The organism is Burkholderia sp. AU33545 (assembly GCF_020419685.1).
In the GTDB taxonomy this organism is placed as follows: Bacteria; Pseudomonadota; Gammaproteobacteria; order Burkholderiales; family Burkholderiaceae; genus Burkholderia; species Burkholderia diffusa.
Genome location: NZ_JAIZRQ010000012.1, coordinates 1 through 21,620, shown reverse-complemented (window position 1 = coordinate 21,620; position 21,620 = coordinate 1). Strand labels below are relative to the sequence as shown.

General features: G+C 67.0%; 20 protein-coding genes. 14 read left to right on the top strand and 6 right to left on the bottom strand.

From position 1 onward, the window contains the following. The first annotated feature begins 18 nt into the window (after window positions 1–18). Window positions 19–2,508, top strand: a complete 2,490-nt coding sequence (locus LGM71_RS31385; RefSeq protein ID WP_226118338.1) for a tetratricopeptide repeat protein — start codon at window positions 19–21, stop codon at window positions 2,506–2,508. 166 nt (window positions 2,509–2,674) lie between these two features. Here LGM71_RS31385 and fliT read toward each other — a convergent pair whose 3' ends face one another. The 3 genes from fliT to LGM71_RS31370 form a co-directional block, all read right to left on the bottom strand. After that, the gene (gene fliT, locus LGM71_RS31380; protein WP_226118337.1) at window positions 2,675–2,974 is read right to left on the bottom strand and encodes a flagellar protein FliT; all 300 of its coding nucleotides are present in this window, start codon (window positions 2,972–2,974) and stop codon (window positions 2,675–2,677) included. Window positions 2,975–3,014: 40 nt separating this feature from the next. Beyond that, window positions 3,015–4,448, bottom strand: coding sequence for a flagellar filament capping protein FliD (gene fliD / locus LGM71_RS31375; RefSeq protein ID WP_226118336.1), 1,434 nt, complete (start codon window positions 4,446–4,448; stop codon window positions 3,015–3,017). Between the two features lie 184 nt (window positions 4,449–4,632). Then, window positions 4,633–5,451 carry a flagellin domain-containing protein gene (locus tag LGM71_RS31370; protein WP_151052362.1) on the bottom strand — a complete coding sequence of 273 codons (819 nt, stop codon included), beginning with the start codon at window positions 5,449–5,451 and terminating at the stop codon, window positions 4,633–4,635. Between the two features lie 547 nt (window positions 5,452–5,998). On the opposite strand from LGM71_RS31370, the gene rpsU reads away from it, so the two are divergent. Further along, window positions 5,999–6,211 carry a 30S ribosomal protein S21 gene (gene rpsU, locus LGM71_RS31365; RefSeq protein WP_006401410.1) on the top strand — a complete coding sequence of 71 codons (213 nt, stop codon included), beginning with the start codon at window positions 5,999–6,001 and terminating at the stop codon, window positions 6,209–6,211. A gap of 335 nt (window positions 6,212–6,546) precedes the next feature. On the opposite strand, the gene LGM71_RS31360 is transcribed toward rpsU, so the two are convergent. After that, window positions 6,547–7,152, bottom strand: coding sequence for a DNA-3-methyladenine glycosylase I (locus tag LGM71_RS31360; protein WP_059601954.1), 606 nt, complete (start codon window positions 7,150–7,152; stop codon window positions 6,547–6,549). Window positions 7,153–7,293: 141 nt separating this feature from the next. Here LGM71_RS31360 and LGM71_RS31355 point away from each other — a divergent pair, with 141 nt between their 5' ends. Both LGM71_RS31355 and LGM71_RS31350 read left to right on the top strand, forming a co-directional pair. Then, complete coding sequence (locus LGM71_RS31355) at window positions 7,294–8,175, top strand: BadF/BadG/BcrA/BcrD ATPase family protein (protein WP_059601951.1); 882 nt, start codon at window positions 7,294–7,296, stop codon at window positions 8,173–8,175. A gap of 147 nt (window positions 8,176–8,322) precedes the next feature. Continuing rightward, window positions 8,323–9,156: a Cof-type HAD-IIB family hydrolase gene (locus LGM71_RS31350; protein WP_124905364.1), complete on the top strand. Its 834-nt coding sequence runs from the start codon at window positions 8,323–8,325 to the stop codon at window positions 9,154–9,156. Window positions 9,157–9,261: 105 nt separating this feature from the next. Here LGM71_RS31350 and aqpZ read toward each other — a convergent pair whose 3' ends face one another. Then, window positions 9,262–10,002: an aquaporin Z gene (gene aqpZ / locus LGM71_RS31345; protein ID WP_124628656.1), complete on the bottom strand. Its 741-nt coding sequence runs from the start codon at window positions 10,000–10,002 to the stop codon at window positions 9,262–9,264. 298 nt (window positions 10,003–10,300) lie between these two features. Between aqpZ and LGM71_RS31340 the strand changes: the two genes are divergently transcribed. Then, a complete protein-coding gene (locus LGM71_RS31340) occupies window positions 10,301–10,597 on the top strand; it encodes an H-NS histone family protein (RefSeq protein ID WP_124628670.1) in 297 nt (98 codons plus the stop codon). A gap of 110 nt (window positions 10,598–10,707) precedes the next feature. Here LGM71_RS31340 and LGM71_RS31335 read toward each other — a convergent pair whose 3' ends face one another. Continuing rightward, window positions 10,708–11,772, bottom strand: coding sequence for a glycosyltransferase family 4 protein (locus LGM71_RS31335; RefSeq protein ID WP_124628654.1), 1,065 nt, complete (start codon window positions 11,770–11,772; stop codon window positions 10,708–10,710). Between the two features lie 665 nt (window positions 11,773–12,437). Between LGM71_RS31335 and flhD the strand changes: the two genes are divergently transcribed. The 9 genes from flhD to LGM71_RS31290 all read left to right on the top strand — a co-directional run. After that, complete coding sequence (gene flhD, locus LGM71_RS31330) at window positions 12,438–12,758, top strand: flagellar transcriptional regulator FlhD (RefSeq protein WP_059601943.1); 321 nt, start codon at window positions 12,438–12,440, stop codon at window positions 12,756–12,758. Between the two features lie 94 nt (window positions 12,759–12,852). Continuing rightward, window positions 12,853–13,407 carry a flagellar transcriptional regulator FlhC gene (gene flhC, locus LGM71_RS31325; protein ID WP_059601940.1) on the top strand — a complete coding sequence of 185 codons (555 nt, stop codon included), beginning with the start codon at window positions 12,853–12,855 and terminating at the stop codon, window positions 13,405–13,407. A gap of 191 nt (window positions 13,408–13,598) precedes the next feature. Continuing rightward, entirely contained in the window at window positions 13,599–14,459 is an 861-nt protein-coding gene (gene motA / locus LGM71_RS31320) for a flagellar motor stator protein MotA (RefSeq protein ID WP_059601938.1), read from the top strand. 13 nt (window positions 14,460–14,472) lie between these two features. After that, window positions 14,473–15,492, top strand: a complete 1,020-nt coding sequence (gene motB, locus LGM71_RS31315) for a flagellar motor protein MotB (RefSeq protein WP_124628652.1) — start codon at window positions 14,473–14,475, stop codon at window positions 15,490–15,492. 24 nt (window positions 15,493–15,516) lie between these two features. Then, on the top strand, window positions 15,517–15,894 hold the full coding sequence (locus tag LGM71_RS31310; protein ID WP_124628650.1) for a response regulator: 378 nt from the start codon (window positions 15,517–15,519) through the stop codon (window positions 15,892–15,894). Between the two features lie 33 nt (window positions 15,895–15,927). Continuing rightward, window positions 15,928–18,156 (top strand): chemotaxis protein CheA, encoded by a 2,229-nt coding sequence (gene cheA, locus LGM71_RS31305; RefSeq protein ID WP_226118333.1) that lies wholly within the window; start codon window positions 15,928–15,930, stop codon window positions 18,154–18,156. 48 nt (window positions 18,157–18,204) lie between these two features. After that, window positions 18,205–18,720, top strand: coding sequence for a chemotaxis protein CheW (gene cheW / locus LGM71_RS31300; RefSeq protein ID WP_059601930.1), 516 nt, complete (start codon window positions 18,205–18,207; stop codon window positions 18,718–18,720). Window positions 18,721–18,757: 37 nt separating this feature from the next. After that, complete coding sequence (locus tag LGM71_RS31295; RefSeq protein WP_226118331.1) at window positions 18,758–20,704, top strand: methyl-accepting chemotaxis protein; 1,947 nt, start codon at window positions 18,758–18,760, stop codon at window positions 20,702–20,704. Window positions 20,705–20,707: 3 nt separating this feature from the next. Continuing rightward, a partial coding sequence (locus LGM71_RS31290) for a CheR family methyltransferase (RefSeq protein ID WP_226118329.1) occupies window positions 20,708–21,620 on the top strand: 913 nt, incomplete at its 3' end.

The window sequence follows — 21,620 nt, the reverse complement described above, 5'->3', positions numbered from 1 at the left end:
GAACGACGAAACGACGACATGCAACAGACCACGGACATTCTCGGCGCCGCACTGGCGCATCACCAGGCGGGCCGGCTGAGCGACGCGAAGGCGGGCTACGAGCAGCTGCTCGCGGGGGAGCCCGCGCATCCAGACGCGCTGCATTTCCTCGGACTGCTGACCTGTCAGGCAGGGCAGCCGGAAGAAGGCATCGCGCTGATGCGCCGCTCGATCGACGCATATCCGAGCGCGATCTATCACAACAACCTGGGCAACGCGCTGCGCGAGCGCGGCCGGCTCGACGATGCGATCGCGCAGTACCGCGAAGCGGTGCGGCGGCAGCCGGACTACGCGGAAGCGCACAACAACCTGGGCGATGCGCTGCGCGAGGCGCGGCAGCCGGATGCGTCGATGCAGCACTGCGCGCAGGCGATCGCGCTACGTCCGGACTATGCGCAGGCATACAACAACCTGGGCAACGCGCTGAAGGATCTGGGGCAGGCGGATGCGGCGGTGCTCGCATACGGCAAGGCGATCGAACACGATCCGCGCTACGCGGACGCGTACAACAATCTCGGCAACGTGCTGACGACGCAGCGCAAGTTCGACGCGGCGGTGGACAGCTATCGCGCGGCCGTCGCGCTGAACCCTGGCCGGGCGATCGTGCACGGCAATCTCGGCACCGCGCTGCTCGCGCGTGGCGAGCTCGACGAATCCATCGCGACGCTGCGCCGGGCAGTCGAACTCGATCCGCGGGATCCGCAGGTCCACAACTGTCTCGGCAGCGCGCTGCGTGAAGCAGGTCGGAACGACGAAGCGATCGTGCATTTCGAACGGGTGATCGAGCTGTCCGGCGGCGACGTCGACGCACACCTCAACCTGAGCCGGGCGCTGAAGAGCCAGAACCGCATCGAGGAGTCCGTCGAGGCCGGCAAGCGGGCCATCGAGCTGGATCCGCGCCGGGCGGAGGGCTATGTGAACCTGGCCCACGCGTATTACTGGCTGGACCGTGTCGACGACGCGATCGTGCAGTACCGGCACGCGCTCGAATTCGATCCGGATTCGGCGGATATCCACCAGAACCTGTCGATCGCGCTGTGCCAGGCGCGGCGCGTCCATGAAGCGCTGGAGAGTGCGCATGCCGCCGTGGCACTCGAACCCGGCACCGCGCGCCGGTATGCGCATCTCGCGGACGTGCTGCGCAAGACCGGCGACGTCGACGCGGCGATCCAGTGCTATCGCCGCGCGCTGGAGTGTGATCCCGACAATCCGGGCACCTACACGTCGCTGCTGTTCTGCCTCGCGGGCCAGACCGCCTTCGACCCGGATGCGTACCTGGCGGATGCGCGCGTGTTCGGCGCGCGCATGTCGATGCACGCGCAGCCGTGGCGGCACCGGCCGGCGCCGCTGAACGGGCGCAGGTTGCGTGTCGGCTTCGTGTCGGGCGATTTCCGGCGGCACCCGGTCGGCATCTTTCTCGAAAGCGTCGTCGCGCATCTCGATCGGTCGCGGCTCGAGCTCGTCGCGTTCACGACGTTCGACACCGAGGACGACTACACCGCGCGGCTGAAGCCGCATTTCGACGGCTGGCATCGCATCACGGATCTCGGGACGGAGCAGACGGCCCGACGCATCCACGAGGAGCGGATAGACGTGCTCGTCGATCTGGCCGGGCATACGGCGCACAACCGGCTGCCTGCCTTTGCGTGGAAGCCGGCGCCGATCCAGGTGAGCTGGCTCGGCTTTTTCGCGTCGACCGGCATCGCGGAGATGGACTATTTCCTCGGCGATGCGCACGTGCTGCCGGCCGCCGAGGAAGCGCACTTCGTCGAGCGGCCGTGGCGCCTGCCGGACAGCTACCTGTGCTTCACGCCGCCGCCGTACGACGTGCAGGTCGGCCCGCTGCCGATGCTGCGCAACGGGCACATCACGTTCGGTTGCTTCGGCAAGCTCGTGAAGGTGACCGACGAGGTGGTGCGCGTCTGGTCGCGCCTGCTGCACACCGTGCCGGGCGCGAAGCTGCTGCTCAAAGCGTACGAACTCGCGGTCGAGGACATCTGCGATGCAACGCGCGCGCGCTTCGCGGCGCACGGCATCGACGCCGACCGGCTGATCCTCGAGCCGGGCTCGTCGCGCGACGCGTACTTCGCTGCTTACAACCGCGCGGACGTGATGCTGAGCCCGTTTCCGTACCCGGGCGGCACGACGACGGCCGAGTCGCTGTGGATGGGCGTGCCGGTGCTCGGGATGAAGGGAGAGCGGTTCGTCACGCACATCTGCGAGAGCCTGCTGCATGCGGCCGGTCTCGGCGACTGGATCGCGAGCGACGAAGCGGACTACATCGCGAAGGCCGTCGCGTTCTCCCGCGATCGCGGCGAGCTCGCGGCGATGCGTGCCGGGTTGCGCCAGCAGATGCAGCGTTCGCCGCTCGGCGACGCGAAGCGGTTCGCCCGCCACCTCGAGGACGCGTTCCACGGCATGTGGGACGCATGGCTCGCCGGCACCCCGGGCGACGTGCCGGCGCGGTAACGGCCGCGGCCGGACGGGCGCCGTGCCGCCGGGCATCGCGGCGCGGTGCGGTGGGGGCGCGGTTGCGGCGTCCCCCAAAAAAAAGAAGCCGCATCGCTGCGGCTCTTCGAGGAGGGCGCCCTCGCGGGCGTCGTTGTTGTTCTTGTTCGATCTGCGTCGGTGCGGTTCAGCCGAGCATCCCGGTCGACTGATAACGCGATGCCGCGTCGATGCGCTGCAGCGCCAGCCGATGATTCGTCATCAGCCGCTCGCGGCCGGCCATCGCCTGTTCGGTGATGATCGCATCGAGCCGCTGGATCTCGCGGATGATCGCGAGCGCATCCGGCGTCTGGTCAGCGTCGAGCGACATCAGCAGCGCGGCGCGTTCGTTCACGAGCGCGGCGGCGCGCTCCCATGCGTCGTGCGAGACGGCGTCCGCGAGCGCGTGCGTGAGCGCCAGCGCGCGTGTCAGCGAAGTGGGTTCCATGGCGAGAAGTCCTCGTGGGCGGTGGCCGGGTGCCGGTCCGTCACTTGTTGGTGGCAAGCGTGCCGGCGCTGCTCGACCCGCCGAACAGCTGCGTCAGATACTGCTGGTTGTTCTGCATCTGCGTCATCAGCGTGTTGAGCGCGGTGAACTGCGCGTTGTACTGGGCCGTGAGCGCGGTCTGGTAGTTCTTCAGCTGCGTCGCCTGATCCTGCAGGTTCGACAGGTCCTTGTTCAGCGAGGCCGTGCGCTGGTCGATCAGGCCGCCCGTCTGCGAGTACGAATTCGCGAAGTTGTTCAGCGCGACCCCGACGCCGTTCGTCGAGTTGAAGATCGCGGAGACGGCTGAGCCGTTGGTCGTGAGGGCGGTCTGCAGCTTCGTGCTGTCGACCGTCAGCGTGCCGTCGGTGTTCAGGTTGAGGCCGATCGACGACAGGCTGTAGGTCTTGCCTCCCGTCGTGACGCCACCGCTGAGCGCGGTCGCGAGGCCGTTCGTGATCGAGTTCAGCATCGCGTCGCCGAGCAGGGGGCCGGCCGTCGAGCCCGAGGACGTGCTCGTGTACGACGACAGGCTCGATGCCGTCGTGACGAAGCTCGAATACGCCTTCGCGAAATTGTTGATCGCCGTCGTGATGCCGGTCGTGTCCTGCGCGATCGTGAGCGTCTGCGTCGTGTTGACCGCGGCTGCCGTCAGGTTCAGCGTGACGCCGGTCAGCGCGTTGGAGATCTGGTTCGTCGCGCTCGTCACGGTGCTGCCGGCGATCGTGATGTTGGCATCCGCGGCGGGCGTCACCGTGTTGTAGGTCGACTGGGTCGAGTCGAGCTTGCTGTTCAGGCCGGCACCCGCGGTGATCGACACCGTGTTCGTCGCCCCCGTGTTGTTCGAGGAGAGCACCAGGTGCTGGCCGTCGGACGCATTGATCACCGTGGCCGTCACGCCCGGGTTGTTCGAGGCCTTGTTGATGTTCGCGGCGATCGTTGCGAGCGTATCGGTCGACGAGACCGACACCTGCATCGAACCGCTGCCGACGCCGACGGTCAGCGTGCCGCTGCCGATCGTGTCGGACGACGTGAGCGCCGGCGACGAAATCGAGTTGGCGGTCGCGACGGCATTGACTTTCACCGTGTACGTGCCGGCCGCCGCGCCGCTCGCGGTGGTGGCGGTGAGGCCGGAGCCGCTGGCCGTCGCGGTCAGTGCCGACAGCGTGGTGCCGTCGGTGAGGCCCGTCAGCGCCGTTTGCAGCGCCGCGAGCTGCGACTTGATCTGCCCGATCGCGGATAGTTCGGTGTTGTCGGACGCTTGCTTGTTCGCGAGTGCGGTCGATTGCGCGGTGGTCTTCGCGGTGACGAGCGCGGAGACGAGCGAATTGACGTCGAGCGACGACTTCGTCGAGCCGCTGATGAGGGACTGCGCAGCCTGCTGGAGCGCGGTGTTCAGGTCGCTGGTGGACGTGGTGGTGGTGGTCGTCGAGGTCATTCGGGGGCTCCGGTCCGCGTCGCCGGACAGGTTCGGGCGAATCGCGCGTCGGTGTCGAACAAGCGCGCAACGGGAGGTGAGCCTCCCGGGTGCGCGATGAAAAGGCGCGGGCGCCGGACCCAGGTCGCGGCGCCCGTGCCGGCGGCCGGCGCGTCGCGAGACGCGCGCCGCCGGTCGTGGGGTATTAACCCAGGAGCTTCAGAACCTGCTGCGGCAGCGAGTTTGCTTGTGCCAGCACCGAGATGCCTGCTTGCTGCAGCACTTGCGCCTTGCTCAGGTTCGCCGTTTCCGTCGCGAAGTCCGCGTCGGTGATCTGCGAACGCGCTGCCGACATGTTCGTCGATTGCGTCTGCGTGTTCGTGATGGCCGACTGGAACGTGTTCTGCGTTGCGCCGAGCGTTGCCTGGAACGTGTTGACCTTCGTCAGCACTGCGTCGATCGAGCCCATTGCGGCTTGCGAATCCGTGACGCTCGAAACCGTCAGCGCGGAGAGGCCGAGGTTTGCCGAGTCCCAGCTCTGCGTGCCGAAGTTCGCGGCGATCGTCTGGCCGTTGATTGCGCCGATCTGGAAGCTGACGGTGCTCAGGCCTTGCAGGACGGACTGGCCGTTGAACGTCGTTTGCGTTGCGACGCGCGTGATTTCCGTCAGGCGGGTCGAGACTTCCGACTGCAGGTTTGCACGTGCGTTGGAGTCGAGCGAGCCGTCGCCTGCTTCAACTGCCAGCTGGCGGATACGCTGCAGGTTGTCGACGATCGACTGGAGCGCGCCGGCCGTCGTCTGGACCATCGAGATGCCGTTGTTCGCGTTCGACACGCCTTGGTTCAGCGCGTTGATTGCGGCCGTCTGGGTCGTCGCGATTGCGAGGCCCGCTGCGTCGTCCGCTGCGCTGTTCACGCGCTTGCCCGACGACAGGCGGTTGATCGCTTGCGACAGCGCGTTTTGCGAGCCCGACAGATTCGTCTGCGTCGACAGCGAAAGGATGTTGGTGTTGATGTTCAGCATTTGCTTCCTCGTTTTGGAAAATGCCTGAGTTCAGACAGGATCAGGTTCGTTTTCGGCGTTGCGCTTTATCGCGAGTGGCGCTGCCCGCCTTTCCTGGTTGACGGCGGCACCCGGCGAAAACTTTAGAGGGATGTGTGAGGAAAATCGGGACGGAATGTGGCGATCGCCGCGCAGGCCGCGCCTGGCTTGGGTGACAGCGATTTCGGGCAGGTTGCGCGACGGTCCCGTTGGATGGTGTACGCGGCCGCGCCGCGCGGGGCGGCGAGCCGGAATCGACAAAAGGATAGTTTTGTCTGTGATTTCCTGATATGATGGCGGGCTGAATTGAGATTTTCTGTCAAGCCTGTGCCGTCTCGGCATTCTTGCTGGCAGTCAAACGCGGCGCTGCACGCGGCTTGTGAAGCGTACCCGCGGTGCTTTGTGCCTCTCTTTTCCGGCCTCCGAGGCCGTATTTCCGCTCGTTTCGCCTGTTGTGGGGACGCCCGGATGGCCGGTGCGTGGCGCTTGGCCGCTACGTTTTTGACCGTTTAAGCAATTTAGGAACGACATGACGACGATTCTTCTGAAAGAAAACGAGCCGTTCGAAGTGGCGATTCGCCGCTTTCGCCGTGCTATCGAAAAAAATGGCCTGATCGCTGAACTGCGCGAACGCCAGTCCTACGAAAAGCCGACCGCAGTCCGCAAGCGCAAGAAGGCAGCAGCCGTCAAGCGCCTGCACAAGCGCCTGCGCAGCCAGATGCTGCCGAAGAAGCTCCACTAAGAGCATCTCCGGTTCGCCGCGAAACGGCGGAGCGTGCTTCGAAAGAAGCCGCTCCGCCGTTTTGCTTTTCCGGGCCGGAAAAAGGGCGCCGGTCTCGGGTTTCAAGCCTTGGCGGGGCGGTCGCCTGACGGCGACGCGGCCGATTCGACGGATTGCCGGCGGCTTCGAGCCGCCGCCGGGCGCGTTCCGAAGCCGTCATCGCGACGCTCAGCGTCGGCGTGACGGGGATCGGTATCAGTTTGAAGAAGCGCAGCGCGTGTGTGTGGGGCCGCGCATGGCGTTGTGATGTGCCGATGCGCCAACCCCCGGCCCGCCCCGGGCGGGTTTCGTCGCCGTCAACCTGCCTTGCGGCTCCGTGCCGGCTGCTGCTTGCCCCCGAGCGCCGCGCATTTGGCGTGACACGGACAGCCGGTCTCGTGGTCATTGACCATTCCGGTTGCCTGCATCAGCGCGTAGCAGATCGTCGAGCCGACGAACTTGCAGCCGTACTCCTTCAGCGCCTTGCTGAGCGCATCCGACTGGGCAGTCGACGCGGGCGCGTCGCGATACGACTGCCACGCGTTCTGCACCGGCGTGTGATCGACGAACGACCACAGGAATTGCGCGAGCGAGCCGTGGTCGTCGCGAATGCGCTGCACGGCCCGGGCATTGGTCACCGCGGATTCCACCTTCGCGCGATTGCGCACGATGCCCGGATTTTCGAGCAGCTTCTCGATGCGCTTCGGCGTGAAGCGCGCGACCGCGTCGACATCGAACTCGGCGAACGCCTCGCGATAGCCGGCGCGCTTGTTCAGGATCGTCGACCACGACAGGCCCGCCTGCGCGCCTTCCAGAATCAGCATTTCGAACAGATGGCGATCGTCGTGCGACGGCACGCCCCACTCGGTATCGTGATAGTGAGCATCCGCTTCCGTCCTTACCCAGTTGCACCGCTGCGACATCGTCAGCCTCGTTCCAGTGTCGATTCGATCGTGCCAGCATAGCGGAAGGCCCATTCACGGCATAGCTGGCCGAACGGCAGATGGGCGCGCGGCGCCGATCCGGTTAAGCTTGGCGCCTGTTCGAATCAGCAGGATCTACGCATGACGGCACTACTTTTTGCGATCGGCATCGACGGCGGCGGCACCGGCACCCGCGTGGTACTGGCCGACCGGCACGGGCGCGAGCTCGCGCAGGGGCGCGGCGGCCCGTCGGGGCTCGGCCTCGGCATCGAGCGCGCGTGGGCATCGATCGGCGCTGCCTGCGCCGACGCCTTCACGCAGGCGGGGCTCGCGTTCGACTGGTCGCAATGTGCGCTCGGTTGCGGGCTCGCGGGCGTCAACAATGCCGCGTGGCTCGCCGCGTTCCGTGCGCAGGCGCCGCTCGACGCGCTCGCGATCGAGAGCGACGCGTATACGACCGTCGTCGGCGCGCACGGCGGCGCGCCGGGGCTCATCGTCGCGCTCGGCACGGGCAGCATCGCGGCGGCGCTCGACGCGGCGGGCGACTGCCGCATCGCGGGCGGCTTCGGTTTTCCGTCCGGCGACGAGGCGAGCGGCGCGTGGCTTGGCATGCGCGCGCTTGCATACGCGCAGCAGGCGCTCGACGGCCGCGTGCCGCGTGACGCGTTCGCCGGCGCGCTGCTCGCGGAAACGGGCGCGCACGATCGCGACGCACTCGTCCAGTGGTCGTGCGATGCGAACCAGACGATCTACGCGCGCCTCGCGCCGATCGTGTTCGCGCACCGCGACCATCCTTGTGCGGCGGCGCTGATCGCGCAGGCCGGCGATGAGATCGGCAAGATGATCGACGCGCTCGATCCTCGGCAGGCGCTGCCGGTCGCGCTGTGCGGCGGGCTGGCCGACGCGTTGGCGCCGGCCGTGCCGGCACGCCACGCGGCCCGGTTGCGCGCGCCGCTCGACGATTCCGCGCACGGTGCGTTGCGGCTTGCGCTGCAGGTGTTGAGGGCGACGGAAGCGGGGTGAGCGGTTCAAGTGGGCGGCGTGCGGTGAGTGGGCCGAGCAGGCCGAACGGCCCGAAACCCGCTCCATTCCCCAACCGCCCGGCGGCCCTCCGGGCACGACGTTAAAATGGCGGTTCCGCAGCGTCCCGCGCGCCATTCACCCGTCCCCATGTACAAAGTCATCGCCACCGATCTCGACGGCACCCTGCTGAACAGCGACCACCAGCTCGATCCGTACACGATCGAGACCGTCCGCCGGCTCGACCGCGACGGCCTGCAGTTCGTGATCGCGACGGGGCGCCACTACGCGGACGTCGCCGGCATTCGGGACGTGCTGGGCATTCGGCCGTACCTGATCACGTCGAACGGCGCGCGCGTGCATGCACCGGACGACACGGCGATCCACGCGCAGGACATCGATCCCGCGATCGTCCGCGGCCTCGTGCAGCCGGGCGTGACCGGCGCGCACGGGCGCGTGATCGTCAACCTGTTTACCGACCGCGGCTGGCTGATCGACCGGGACGCGCCGCACCTGCTCGAATTCCACCAGGATTCGGGATTCCGGTACGACGTGATCGACATGTCCGCGCACGACGGCGCCGATATCGCGAAGGTGCTGTACATCGGCGAGCCGGCCGATCTGGCGGTGGTCGCCGAGCAGATGCGCGTGCGGTTCGGCGATGCACTGTACGTCACGTACTCGCTGCCCGACTGTCTCGAAGTGATGACCGCCAACGTGTCGAAGGGCCGCGCGCTGCGTGCGGTGCTCGCGCGGCTCGGCGTCGACGCCGGCCGCTGCATTGCGTTCGGCGACAACATGAATGACATCGATCTGCTCGAAACGGCCGGTCACGCGTTCATGATGAACAACGCCAACCCCGACCTGATCGCGCACCTGCCGCACATCCCGCGAATCGGCAACAACTTCGACGCGGGCGTCGCCCGTCACCTGCGCATGCTGTTCGCGCTCGAGGACACCCTCGACGGCGTCGCCGCTTCCTGAGCGGCCATGAAAAACGGGCGCCAGCGGCGCCCGTCCAAATTACCTGCCTCTATGTTGTTCGACAGCGTGAGGCTCGCTGCTCTGCTCGCGTGACCCCGTAGTGTTTTATTCGTTGGTGCGAGCGGATGCGGGCAGCAGGCCGACGGCATCGTCGCGCCCTGCGATGAGTGGGTAGACGATCCCGGCGATTGCCGCACCGATGATCGGCGCGACCCAGAACAGCCACAGCTGGCCGATCGCCTCGCCACCCACGAACAGCGCCGGGCCGGTCGAGCGGGCCGGGTTGACTGACGTGTTGGTGACCGGGATCGAGATCAGGTGGATCAACGTCAGGCACAGGCCGATCGCGATCGGCGCGAAGCCGGCAGGCGCGCGCTTGTCGGTGGCGCCGAGAATCACGAACAGGAAGAAGCCCGTCATCACGACTTCGCAGATGAACGCCGCGCCGAGCGAGTAGTGGCCGGGCGAGCGCTCGCCGAAGCCGTTCGTCGCAAAGCCGCTGCCGACGACGTCGAAGCCCGGCTTGCCGGTCGCGATCAGGTACAGCACGAACGCACCCAGCGTGGCACCGACCACCTGCGCAACGATGTACGGCGCGAGATCGCGCGCCGGGAAGCGGCCGGCGACCGTCAGGCCGACGCTCACCGCCGGATTCAGGTGGCAGCCCGAAATATGGCCGATCGCGAATGCCATCGTCAGCACGGTCAGGCCGAAGGCGAGTGCGACGCCGGCAAAGCCGATGCCGAGGCCCGGAAAGGCGGCGGCCAGCACGGCGCTTCCGCACCCGCCGAGCACCAGCCAGAACGTGCCGAATGCCTCTGCAGCCAGACGCTGAGAAAGATTCATGTAAGGACCTCGTTCAAGTGGGTTGAAGACAAACGGACGACCGGATGAGTTATTCCAACGCCCGGAATTGGTCTGGATTATAGGAAATGAATCGGGTTCGAGAGGGTCAACGATTGTTAAATCTGAATGGCTGGCGAATGGCTTTTATTAGAATAAGTCCGCATTCTCGATATCGACGAATCGGTTAAAGATGACAGCATTAATTTCGAAGAGCAGGGCGGCGGTACGATGACGTAACGGATGTTGGCGTTCCGGCCGAACTCGCCGGAGCTGCATCATGGAAAAGGGGAGTCGAAAAATGTCTCAATACGCGAAACTCAAGGCGCAAATCGCCGACTTGCAGGCCCAGGCGGAGGACGTGCGTCGCCAGGAAGTGGCGGCGGTGATTGCCGACGTCCAGCGAATGATTGCCGAATATGGCCTGACGGCCGAGGATCTGGGCTTCGCGGAGCGAGCGCGGCGCGGCCGTCCGCCGAAAAAGGCGCCGCTGCCCCCGAAATACCGCGATCCGAAGTCGGGTGCGACCTGGAGCGGGCGCGGCAAGCCGCCGAATTGGATCGTCGGGAAAAACCGCGATCGTTTCCTGATCGAATGACCGCGCAAAAATAAAGAGCCGCATCGACGATGCGGCTCTTTGGCGTTTTCGGGATTTTCACGCCGATTTCGGCGCGAATTTTACCGGGTATTTCCTGACGAATTTCGGCGTCAGGCGCCCGCGACCTGGCGCAAGGTCGGCCGTTTTGCCGCCGTGCAAAGCGATTCGTAAGTTTCGACATAACGCCGCGCCATCGCTTTCGAGCTGAAACGCGTATCGAAACGCGCGCGGATCGCATCGCGCGACAGGCTGTCGATCCGGTGCAGCGCACCGACGGCGCCCTGCACGTCCTCGACGATGAAGCCGGTCACGCCGTCCTCGATCACTTCCGGCACCGAGCCGCGGTTGAACGCGACGACCGGCGTGCCGCAGGCCATCGCCTCGATCATCACCAGGCCGAACGGCTCCGGCCAGTCGATCGGGAACAGCAGCGCCTTCGCGCCGGACAGGAACGCGGGCTTCTGCGCCTCGTTGATCTCGCCGATGAATTCGACGTGCGCCTCGCCGAGCAGCGGTTCGATCACTTCCTTGAAGTAGTCGGCGTCGGCCTTGTCGACCTTCGCGGCGATCTTCAGCGGCAGCCCGCTCTGCGCGGCGATCCGGATCGCGGTGTCGACTCGCTTTTCGGGACAGATCCGGCCGAGGAACGCGAGGTATTCGGGCTTCACGTCCGGTTGCGGCGTGAGCAGCGTGTCGGGCAGCCCGTGATACACGGTGCCGGCCCAGGCGGCCTGCGGCAGCGGCTTGCGCTGGTTGTTCGAGATCGACACGACCGGCGCGTCCGGGAATGCGTCGAACACCGGCTGCAACTCCGGCAGGTCGAGGCGGCCGTGCAGCGTCGTCACATAAGGCGTATCGAGGCGCGACATCAGCGAGAACGGCAGGTAGTCGAGGTGGAAGTGCAGCACGTCGAATTCGTGCGCGACACGGGCGACCTGCTCGATCAGGCGCATATGGGGCGCCATCGAATCGCGGATCGACGGGTCGAGCCGCAGTGCGCGCGGCCATGCCGCCTCGAGACGCGCGGACGTGACGGAGTCGCCGCTTGCGAACAGCGTCACGTCGTGGCCGAGCTCGACGAGCGCCTCGGTGAGGTAGGACACGACACGCTCGGTGCCGCCATAGAGTTTCGGCGGGACAGCTTCGTAAAGGGGCGCGATCTGGGCAATACGCATGGGCGTTCTCCGATGTCGACCAGCGAGGGCGCTCGAGTGCGCATGCTGGTCCGATGCAGGGTTGCGGAACTCGCCGACGCACGCGCTCTGCGGTACGTGGCCCGGTCCGGGGCGCGGTGCGCGGGAGGCCGGGCGGCAAGCTGCGGGGCGGGCCGGCGCGGCTCCCGCCGCCGCCCATTGGAGTCCATTATCGATATCGCCTTCAGGGGTTCGAGTGTTTTTTCAAACACTTAAGGCTTGTTACACCGTGAAATACGCGAAAACCCCGATAAAAGGGGTGCGGAAACACAAAGCGATATGGCAACGAGAATTGTTGCGCTATCGTGAAAAACCACTATAATTTTTTCCGATTCACTTTCCGGCAGCCTTGCCGGAAGGCCTTCAGCCGGATTCGTCCCGTGTCGGACCGCATCGTCGACGAATTCGCGCGTCACCCGCCCCGCCGTTTGTTCCCTTTCAATTCGCCTTGTCGGAAAAATTCCTACACGGTTTACAGACAAATCCTGCGCGGCATACGCCACTTCGCTGATACCGGCATAAATGCCGTTTGGCCAAAATTCGCCCTGTAAGAATATAAACGTGCCGACGGAGCGCCCAGCGGGGCCTGATCGAGCAAACGTTTTCATAACATGAACGGCCAAAGCAAAGCTCTTAACGGGGGAATCATGAGCGCCAACAGCGAAATGCTCAGTGAGATCAAAGAGGTCAACCTGTCGTACCTCCTCCTCGCGCAGCGCCTGCTGCGGGAAGACAAGGCGATGGGCATGTTCCGCATGGGAGTTTCCCAGGAACTGGCCGATGTGCTCGCGAACCTCACGCTCGCCCAGACCGTGAAGCTCGCCGCATCGAACCAGATGTTGTGCCGCTTCCGCTTCGACGATCACGCGTTGTTGTCGTCGCTCGCCGACAAGGGGCGCAGCGACGTCGTCACGCACGCGCATTCGGCCATCCTGATGGCCGGCCAGCCGGTCGAAAGCGTCCGCTGATCCTTACCCGCCTTGCGTTCGTCCCGGCGCGCCGCGCCGGCAGGCAGCGTCTTGGCCACTCATCCGAACAACGTCAAGCGGACGATTATTCACCATGGCAAGCAAAAGCGTCGTGATCGAGGTGAAGGAAATCACCCTCGCCATCGAACTGATCGAGCTGGGCGCCCGGCTGCAACTGCTGGAGGCGGAGACGAGCCTGTCGCGCGATCGCCTGATCAAGCTGTACAAGGAGCTGAAGGGCGCGTCGCCGCCGAAGGGGATGCTGCCGTTCTCGACCGACTGGTTCATGACGTGGCAGCCGAACATCCACTCGTCGCTGTTCTACAACATCTACCGGTTCATGCAGGACCACGGCCGCTGCGAACCGATCCAGTCGATCGTGAAGGCGTACCGGCTCTATCAGGAGCACGTGAAGCTGTCCGGCGACGAGGCCGCGCTGAGCCTCACGCGCGCGTGGACGCTGGTGCGCTTCTTCGACTCGGGGATGCTGCAGATGACCCCGTGCACGCGCTGCGGCGGCCACTTCGTCGCGCATGCGCATGATCCGCATCAAGGTTTCGTGTGCGGCCTGTGCCAGCCGCCGTCGCGCGCGGGCAAGACCCGCAAGGCCGCCGCCGCGCGCGCCGAGCTGTCCGCCGCCGCGGCCTGAGCGCCGGGCCGGGCAAGGCCGGGCGGGGCGCGAGCGGACGCCTCACGGCTGCCGCTCGCCGCGCGAACCGCGCGGGGCTTGCTGGTAAACACCGCCGCGCCGCCGCGGCGCGGCCGCGAAAGTTTTCCTGCCGACTGCCGTAAACCTGATTAACGGCGGTCTCCCCGCCGGTCATTCGTGAGGGACAGGCAGTGCTGATTATCGTGGGAACACTCGTGACGCTGTTGTCCGTCTTCGGCGGTTACGCGCTGGCAGGCGGGCATCTGGGCGCATTGATCCAGCCGGTCGAGATCCTGATGATCGCGGGCGCGGGCGTCGGCGCGTTCATCCTCGGCAACGGCATGAAGACCATCAAGGGGACGCTGCGTGTGCTGCCGACGCTCTTCAAGGGCTCGAAGTACACGAAGGACGTCTATATGGAGTTGATGGCGCTCCTGTACGTGCTGCTCGCGAAGGCGCGCAAGGAAGGCACGCTGACACTCGAGGCCGACATCGACGATCCGGACAAGAGCCCGATCTTCACGCAATACCCGAAGATCCTCGCCGATCGCCACATCGTCGAATTCCTGACCGACTACCTGCGCCTGATGGTGGGCGGCAACATGAACGCGTTCGAGATCGAGAGCCTGATGGACGAGGAGATCGAGACGCACCACGCGGAAGGCGAGGGCCCGGCGCACGCGCTGATGCGCGTCGGCGACGCGATGCCGGCGTTCGGGATCGTCGCGGCGGTGATGGGCGTCGTGCATACGATGGCATCCGCCGACAAGCCGCCCGCGGTGCTCGGCGCGATGATCGCGCAGGCGCTGGTCGGCACGTTCCTCGGGATCCTGCTGTCGTACGGGCTGATCGGGCCGCTCGCGAGCCTCGCGGAGCAGCGCGTGGCCGAGTCGACCAAGATGTTCCAGTGCATCAAGGTGACGATTCTCGCGAGCCTGAACGGCTATGCGCCGGCGATCGCGGTCGAGTTCGGCCGCAAGGTGCTGTACTCGACCGAGCGGCCGTCGTTTACCGAGCTCGAAGAGCACGTGCGCCGCGTGAAGGCGAAGTGACGCGGAGCGTTCGATGAGCAAGAGCAAGGATCGCGCGATCGTCGTGAAACGGGTGGCCCCGCAGAAGAAGGGCCACCACGGCGGCGCATGGAAACTCGCCTATGCGGACTTCATGACCGCGATGATGGCGTTCTTCCTGCTGATGTGGCTGCTGAGCTCGGTCACGCCGGTGCAGCTGAAGGGGATCGCCGAGTATTTCAACACGCCGCTGAAGGCCGCGCTGTTCGGCAGCGGCGATCGCAGCTCGCAGGACTCGAGCATCATCAACGGCGGCGGCCGCGACCTGTCGAGCCTCGACGCCGGCACGCTGCGCCGCACCGACGGCACGACGTCGCTCGCCGACCGCGTCGCGAAGGCCGGCGACGACAAGACGCGTTCGCAGGCGCAGGGCGCGCAGGACCGGCTCGAGCAGACGCGCCTGCACGACCTGCAGATCAAGTTGATGGCGGCGATCGAGGCGAACCCGACGCTGCGCCAGTTCCGGCAGCAGATCCGCATCGATTCGACGCTGATGGGGCTGCGCATCGAGATCGTCGATTCGCAGAAGCGGCCGATGTTCGCGATGTCGAGTGATCACGTCGAGCCGTACATGCGCGACATCCTGCGCGAGATCGGCAAGACGCTGAACGACGTGCCGAACCGGATCATCGTCCAGGGCCACACCGACGCGGTGCCTTACGCGGGCGGCGAGGGCGGCTACAGCAACTGGGAGCTGTCGGCCGACCGCGCGAACGCGTCGCGCCGCGAACTGATCGCGGGCGGCATGGACGAGGCGAAGGTGCTGCGCGTGCTCGGCCTCGCGTCGACGCAGAACCTGAACAAGGCCGATCCGCTCGATCCGGAAAACCGCCGGATCAGCGTGATCGTCCTGAACCGCAAATCCGAAGACGCGCTGATGCGCGACGACGCGACGACCACGACGCTGTCGGCCGACGCGGCGGGCTCGAAGCTGCTGGCCCAGCAGCTCGGCGGCCCGGCGCAGGCCGCGCGACCGGCGCTGGCGAGCGCCGTCGCCGTGGCACCGAAACCCTGACGTTTCCCAGATTTCGAGACAGACATGATCCGAACCATTCTCGCCATCGACGACTCGGCGACCATGCGTGCGCTGCTGCAGGCGACGCTGGCGCAGGCCGGCTACGACGTGACGGTGGCGCCGGACGGCGAAGCCGGCTTCGACATGGCGGCCACCGTGCCGTACGACCTGGTGCTGACCGACCAGAACATGCCGCGCAAGAGCGGGCTCGAGGTGATCGCCTCGCTGCGCAAGCTGACGGCATACGCGGACACGCCGATCCTCGTGCTGACCACCGAAGGCAGCGATGCCTTCAAGGACGCCGCGCGCGACGCGGGCGCGACCGGCTGGATCGAGAAGCCGATCGACCCGGCCGTGCTGATCGACCTGGTCGCGACGCTGTCCGAACAGACCGCCTCCTGACATGAACGCGACGAATCCAACCGGTGACCGGGCATGACTCTCGACATCACGCAGTTCTACCAGACCTTTTTCGACGAAGCGGACGAGTTGCTCGCACAGATGGAGCAGCTGCTGCTGAACCTCGACGTCGGCTCGCCCGACCCCGAGGACCTGGCCGCGATCTTCCGCGCCGCGCATTCGATCAAGGGCGGCGCGGCGACCTTCGGCTTTTCCGCGCTGACCGAGACGACCCACATCCTCGAGTCGCTGCTCGACCGCGCGCGCAACCATGAGCTGACGCTGACCAAGGAAATGGTCGACGCGTTCCTCGAGACCAAGGACGTGCTGTCCGACCAGCTGGTCGACTATCGCGCGAGCGCGGAACCGGACGCGGCGGCTGCCGCGACGATCTGCGCGAAGCTCGAGCGCCTGAAGGCCGAGAGCGGCGCGGATGCGGCCGCGGCCGTCGTGCCGGCCGCAGCGGCCGAAGCGCCCGCGCCGGCGCCGGCGCCTTCCACCGACGACCGCGTGCCCGATCACGTGGTCGAACAGGCCGTCGCGGCCGCGCATCCGGCGGACGACGCCGTCGCGGGCGGCCCGCACCTGAAGATCACGCTCGTCGGCGTCGACGCGAAGGACCAGGCGCTGCTCACCGAGGAGCTCGGCAATCTCGGCCGGATCGTCGGCCGCGAGGAAGCGGGCGCGGACCTGACGCTGTGGCTCGAATCGGACGTGCCGTCCGACGACATCGTCGCCGTGTGCTGTTTCGTGATCGACGACAGCCAGATCCGCATCGCGCGCGGCACCGCGCCGGCCGCACCGGCGCCTGCCGTCGCGCCGGCCGCGCCCGAACCGGCCGCGGCGCCGGAGCCGGCCGCACGCGTCGAGGTATTCGCGCAAGCCGCCGGTGCCGCACCGGCCGCCGCCGCACCGCAAGCGCCGGCGCAGCCGAGCGCCGCCGCGCAACCGGCGCCGCAACCCGCGCCGCAATCGCAGGCAGAACCCGCCGCGCCGGCTGCCCACGCTGCCGCGCACCACGACGACAAGCGTCCACGCCCGGCCGCCGCCGCATCGGGCGCCGAAGGCAGCTCGATCCGCGTCGGCGTCGAGAAGGTCGACCAGCTGATCAACCTGGTCGGCGAACTCGTGATCACGCAGGCGATGCTCGCGGAAACGGCGAGCGCGTTCGATCCGGCGCTGCACGACCGTCTCTTCAACGGGATGGCGCAACTGGAACGCAACGCGCGCGACCTGCAGGAAGCGGTGATGTCGATCCGCATGATGCCGATGGACTACGTGTTCAGCCGTTTCCCGCGCCTCGTGCGCGACCTGGCCGGCAAGCTCGGCAAGCAGGTCGAGCTCGTCACGTTCGGCCAGGCGACCGAGCTCGACAAGAGCCTGATCGAGCGGATCATCGACCCGCTCACGCACCTCGTGCGCAACAGCCTCGACCACGGGATCGAGACCGTCGACAAACGCGTCGCCGCGGGCAAGGATGCGGTCGGCCAGCTCGTGCTGTCGGCCGCGCATCACGGCGGCAACATCGTGATCGAGGTCAGCGACGACGGTGGCGGCCTGAACCGCGAGCGGATTCTCGCGAAGGCCGCGAAGCAGGGGATGCAGGTATCCGACAACATCAGCGACGACGAAGTCTGGCAACTGATCTTCGCGCCGGGCTTCTCGACCGCCGAGACGGTGACCGACGTGTCGGGCCGCGGCGTCGGGATGGACGTCGTGAAGCGCAACATCCAGTCGATGGGCGGCCACGTCGAGATCTCGTCGCAGGCCGGCCGCGGCACGACCACGCGGATCGTGCTGCCGCTCACGCTCGCGATCCTCGACGGGATGTCGGTGAAGGTCGGCACGGAGATCTTCATCCTGCCGCTGAACTTCGTGATGGAGTCGCTGCAGCCGTCGAACGACGACATCTACACCGTCGGCAACGGCGAGCGCGTGGTGCGCGTGCGCGGCGAATACCTGCCGCTCGTCGCGCTGCACGAGGTGTTCTCGGTCGAGGACGCGCGTACCGATCCGACCCAGGGGATCGTCACGATCATGGAAACCGAGGGGCGCCGCTTCGCGATGCTGATCGATGAGCTGGTCGGCCAGCAGCAGGTGGTCGTGAAAAACCTCGAAACGAACTACCGCAAGGTGCACGGCATCTCGGCGGCGACCATCCTCGGCGACGGCAGCGTCGCGTTGATCGTCGACGTCGCGGCGCTGAACCGTGAAACCCGTGCGACGCACGGCGCCCGAGCCGGCGCCGAGCTCGCAATCTTCTGACTCTCGCCATTCAACTGATTGGGGGCAAACGTGTCTGCTGAAGTCCAAATGATCAATACGGCCGCGGCGAACGCGGCGACCAGCCGCCGCGACGCGGAGCAGGGCGATGCGACGGGCCAGGAGTTCCTCGTCTTCACGCTCGGCGACGAGGAATACGGGATCGACATCCTGAAGGTGCAGGAAATCCGCGGCTACGACAGCGTCACGCGTATCGCGAACGCGCCCGAATTCATCAAGGGCGTGATCAACCTGCGCGGGATCATCGTGCCGATCGTCGACATGCGGATCAAGTTCCATCTCGGCCGCGTGGAGTACGACCACCAGACCGTCGTGATCATCCTGAACGTGTCGAACCGCGTGGTCGGGATGGTGGTCGACGGCGTGTCGGACGTGCTGACGCTGCAGACCGACCAGATCATGCCGGCGCCGGAATTCGGCGCGACGCTGACGACCGAGTACCTGACGGGCCTCGGCACGGTCGACGGCCGGATGCTGATCCTGATGGACATCGAGAAGCTGATGTCGAGCCGTGAAATGGCGCTGATCGAGACGCTCGGCGGGTAAGCGCGCCGCGCGCGCAGGAATTTCGGGAGAATCTGCAATGTTGCATAACTGGTCGATCCGCACGACGCTGACGGCGGTCGGACTCATCCTCGTGTGCCTGGCCGCCGCGGTTGGCGGGCTCGGCCTTTACGCGCTCGATCACGCGAGCCGTTCGCTCGACGAGATCGCGCACGTCGACCTGCCGGCGATCCACACGCTGGACGACACGGCCGCGCACCTGCTGCGCTCGCGCATTGCGCTCGATCGCTTCCGTACGCTGACCGAAGCCGGCAATGCGGCCGAGGCGGCGAAGGTGCTCGACCGCGCGCAGGAGCTGTACGCGAAGTCGAACCAGAACTGGCAGGCGTTCCAGTCGACGCCGAAGCTCGGTGTCGAGCAGGCGCTCGTCGACGAGCTCACCGCCCGCTACACGACGATCGTGAAGGAAGGCGTCGAGCCCGAATTTGCCGCGGCGCGCGCGGGCGACATGGCGGCGTACCACGCGATTGCCGACGCGAAGATCAGCCCGATGTTCGTCGCGTTCGACCAGACGGCGGCGGCCGTGATCGCATCGCTGCAGAAGCGCGCGGAAGAACGCCAGGCCGCGACGCAGTCGCAGATCTCGCTGATGGTCGGCCTGATCGCGGCCGGCATCGCGATCGCGTTCGTCGTCGTGATCGCGATCCGCTTCGCGCTGCGCGGGCTGATCGTGAAGCCGCTCGAGGACGCGATCGCGCACTTCGAGCGCATCGCAGGCGGCGACCTCACGCAGCCGGTGAACGTGTTCAGCACGAACGAGATCGGCCGCCTGTTCGGCGGCATCAAGCGGATGCAGGACGCCGTGACGACGATGGTGCAGGCCGTGCATCGCGGCACCGAGTCGATCGACGTCGGCGCGCGCGAAATCTCGACCGGCAACACCGACCTGTCGCAGCGCACCGAGGAGCAGGCCGCGTCGCTGCAGGAAACCGCATCGAGCATGGAGCAGCTGACCGGCACCGTGCGGCAGAACGCGGAGAACGCGCGGCAGGCGAGCCAGCTCGCGGTGAACGCATCCGACATCGCGACGCAGGGCGGCGAGGTGGTCGGCCAGGTCGTGTCGACGATGCAGGACATCGCGGCGAGCTCGGGCAAGGTCGTCGACATCATCGGCACGATCGAAGGCATCGCGTTCCAGACCAACATCCTCGCGCTGAACGCGGCGGTCGAAGCCGCGCGCGCGGGCGAGCAGGGTCGCGGCTTCGCGGTGGTCGCGGGCGAAGTGCGCTCGCTGGCGCAGCGCAGCGCGAGCGCCGCGAAGGAAATCAAGCAGCTGATCGGCGACTCGGCCGAGAAGGTCGACAGCGGGTCGGCGCTCGTCGCGCGGGCCGGCTCGACGATGGACGAGATCGTGCAGGCCGTGCGCCGCGTGACCGACATCATGGGCGAGATCAGCGCCGCGTCGGAAGAGCAGTCGACCGGCATCGAGCAGGTCAACCGCGCGGTCGGCCAGATGGATTCGGTCACCCAGCAGAACGCGGCGCTCGTCGAGCAGGCAGCGGCCGCGGCCGCATCGCTCGAGGAGCAGACGCGCCAGATGAAGGCGATCGTGTCGGCGTGGCGCGTCGCGGGCGGCATCGCGCTCGCGCCGGCGCGCAATACCGCACGCCCGGCCGCGCACGCACCAGCGCCGGCGTTGCCGTCGGCGCACCGTCACGAAGCCTCGCCGGCCGCACTGCCGGCACCGCAGGCTGCCGTGCAGCCGGCCCGTCGCGCCGCACCGGCGCCGCATGCCGCGGCACCGGCCGCGAGCCACGAAACGAAGCGCGCGCCGGACGCCGCTGCCGCACGCGCATCGAAGGAAGCGCCGGCCGCGGGCGGCTATGGCCCGCGTCTCGCGAAGGCGGCCGCCGCACCGGCGCAGAAGCCTGCCGAGAAGCCCGCGCTGGTGCGCCCCGCGCTGAACGGCGAGAAGCCGGCGATGGCGGCGGCCGGCACGTCCGACGACGACTGGGAGACTTTCTAAGCCATGCCGTCCGCGCGCGCACCGTTTCGACCTGATGCACCGGATGCCTCGCCCCGCGCGGGCGAGCCGGGGCGCGACTTCGCGTTCACCGGCGCGGATTTCGCACGCATCCGCGCGCTGATCCATCAACGCGCGGGCATTTCGCTGTCCGAGCACAAGCGCGACATGGCGTACAGCCGGCTCGCACGCCGGCTGCGCGCACGCAGCCTCGACACGTTCCGCGACTACCTCGACCTGCTCGAGCAGGAGAACGATCCGCTCGAGTGGGAAGCGTTCACCAACGCGCTGACGACGAACCTGACCGCGTTCTTCCGCGAGTCGCACCATTTCCCGATCCTGGCCGACTTCGTGAAGGGTCGCGCGGCGCCCGTGTCGGTGTGGTGCTCGGCGGCGTCGACCGGCGAGGAGCCTTATTCGATCGCGATCACGCTGATCGAGGCGCTCGGCGAATCGGCCGCGCGCGGCGCATCGATCCTCGCGACCGATCTCGACACGCAGGTGCTCGCGAAGGCCGAGGCCGGCATCTATACGTACGACCAGGTCAAGCACCTGAGCCCGGAGCGGCTCAAGCGCTTCTTCCTGAAAGGCACGGGCGCGCAGGCCGGCCGCGTGAAGGTGCGCCCGGAACTGCGCGCGATGATCCGCTTCGAGCAGCTGAACCTGACCGATGCCGACTACGGGATCGCGAAGCCGTTCGACGCGATCTTCTGCCGCAACGTGATGATCTATTTCGACAAGCCGACGCAGGGGCAGGTGCTGTCGCGCTTCGAGCCGCTCGTGAAGCCGGGCGGCCTGCTGTTCGCCGGGCATTCGGAGAATTTCACGTACGTCTCGCAGGCGTTCCGGCTGCGCGGGCAGACGGTGTACGAACTGACGCGCGATGCCGCGCCGGGCCTGCGCCCGCGCGGCGCCGCGC

What these genes read in the sequence shown, in the direction of transcription:
- fliT (WP_226118337.1), bottom strand. Translation starts at nt 2,974, where the DNA reads ATGGAACCCACTTCGCTGACACGCGCGCTGGCGCTCACGCACGCGCTC.
- LGM71_RS31350 (WP_124905364.1), top strand. Translation starts at nt 8,323, where the DNA reads ATGTACAAAGTCATCGCCACCGATCTCGACGGCACCCTGCTGAACAGC.
- LGM71_RS31310 (WP_124628650.1), top strand. Translation starts at nt 15,517, where the DNA reads ATGATCCGAACCATTCTCGCCATCGACGACTCGGCGACCATGCGTGCG.
- fliD (WP_226118336.1), bottom strand. Translation starts at nt 4,448, where the DNA reads ATGACCTCGACGACCACCACCACCACGTCCACCAGCGACCTGAACACC.
- LGM71_RS31340 (WP_124628670.1), top strand. Translation starts at nt 10,301, where the DNA reads ATGTCTCAATACGCGAAACTCAAGGCGCAAATCGCCGACTTGCAGGCC.
- LGM71_RS31355 (WP_059601951.1), top strand. Translation starts at nt 7,294, where the DNA reads ATGACGGCACTACTTTTTGCGATCGGCATCGACGGCGGCGGCACCGGC.
- LGM71_RS31360 (WP_059601954.1), bottom strand. Translation starts at nt 7,152, where the DNA reads ATGTCGCAGCGGTGCAACTGGGTAAGGACGGAAGCGGATGCTCACTAT.
- flhC (WP_059601940.1), top strand. Translation starts at nt 12,853, where the DNA reads ATGGCAAGCAAAAGCGTCGTGATCGAGGTGAAGGAAATCACCCTCGCC.
- flhD (WP_059601943.1), top strand. Translation starts at nt 12,438, where the DNA reads ATGAGCGCCAACAGCGAAATGCTCAGTGAGATCAAAGAGGTCAACCTG.
- LGM71_RS31335 (WP_124628654.1), bottom strand. Translation starts at nt 11,772, where the DNA reads ATGCGTATTGCCCAGATCGCGCCCCTTTACGAAGCTGTCCCGCCGAAA.
- motB (WP_124628652.1), top strand. Translation starts at nt 14,473, where the DNA reads ATGAGCAAGAGCAAGGATCGCGCGATCGTCGTGAAACGGGTGGCCCCG.
- cheA (WP_226118333.1), top strand. Translation starts at nt 15,928, where the DNA reads ATGACTCTCGACATCACGCAGTTCTACCAGACCTTTTTCGACGAAGCG.
- LGM71_RS31385 (WP_226118338.1), top strand. Translation starts at nt 19, where the DNA reads ATGCAACAGACCACGGACATTCTCGGCGCCGCACTGGCGCATCACCAG.
- LGM71_RS31370 (WP_151052362.1), bottom strand. Translation starts at nt 5,451, where the DNA reads ATGCTGAACATCAACACCAACATCCTTTCGCTGTCGACGCAGACGAAT.
- cheW (WP_059601930.1), top strand. Translation starts at nt 18,205, where the DNA reads ATGATCAATACGGCCGCGGCGAACGCGGCGACCAGCCGCCGCGACGCG.
- LGM71_RS31295 (WP_226118331.1), top strand. Translation starts at nt 18,758, where the DNA reads ATGTTGCATAACTGGTCGATCCGCACGACGCTGACGGCGGTCGGACTC.
- rpsU (WP_006401410.1), top strand. Translation starts at nt 5,999, where the DNA reads ATGACGACGATTCTTCTGAAAGAAAACGAGCCGTTCGAAGTGGCGATT.
- aqpZ (WP_124628656.1), bottom strand. Translation starts at nt 10,002, where the DNA reads ATGAATCTTTCTCAGCGTCTGGCTGCAGAGGCATTCGGCACGTTCTGG.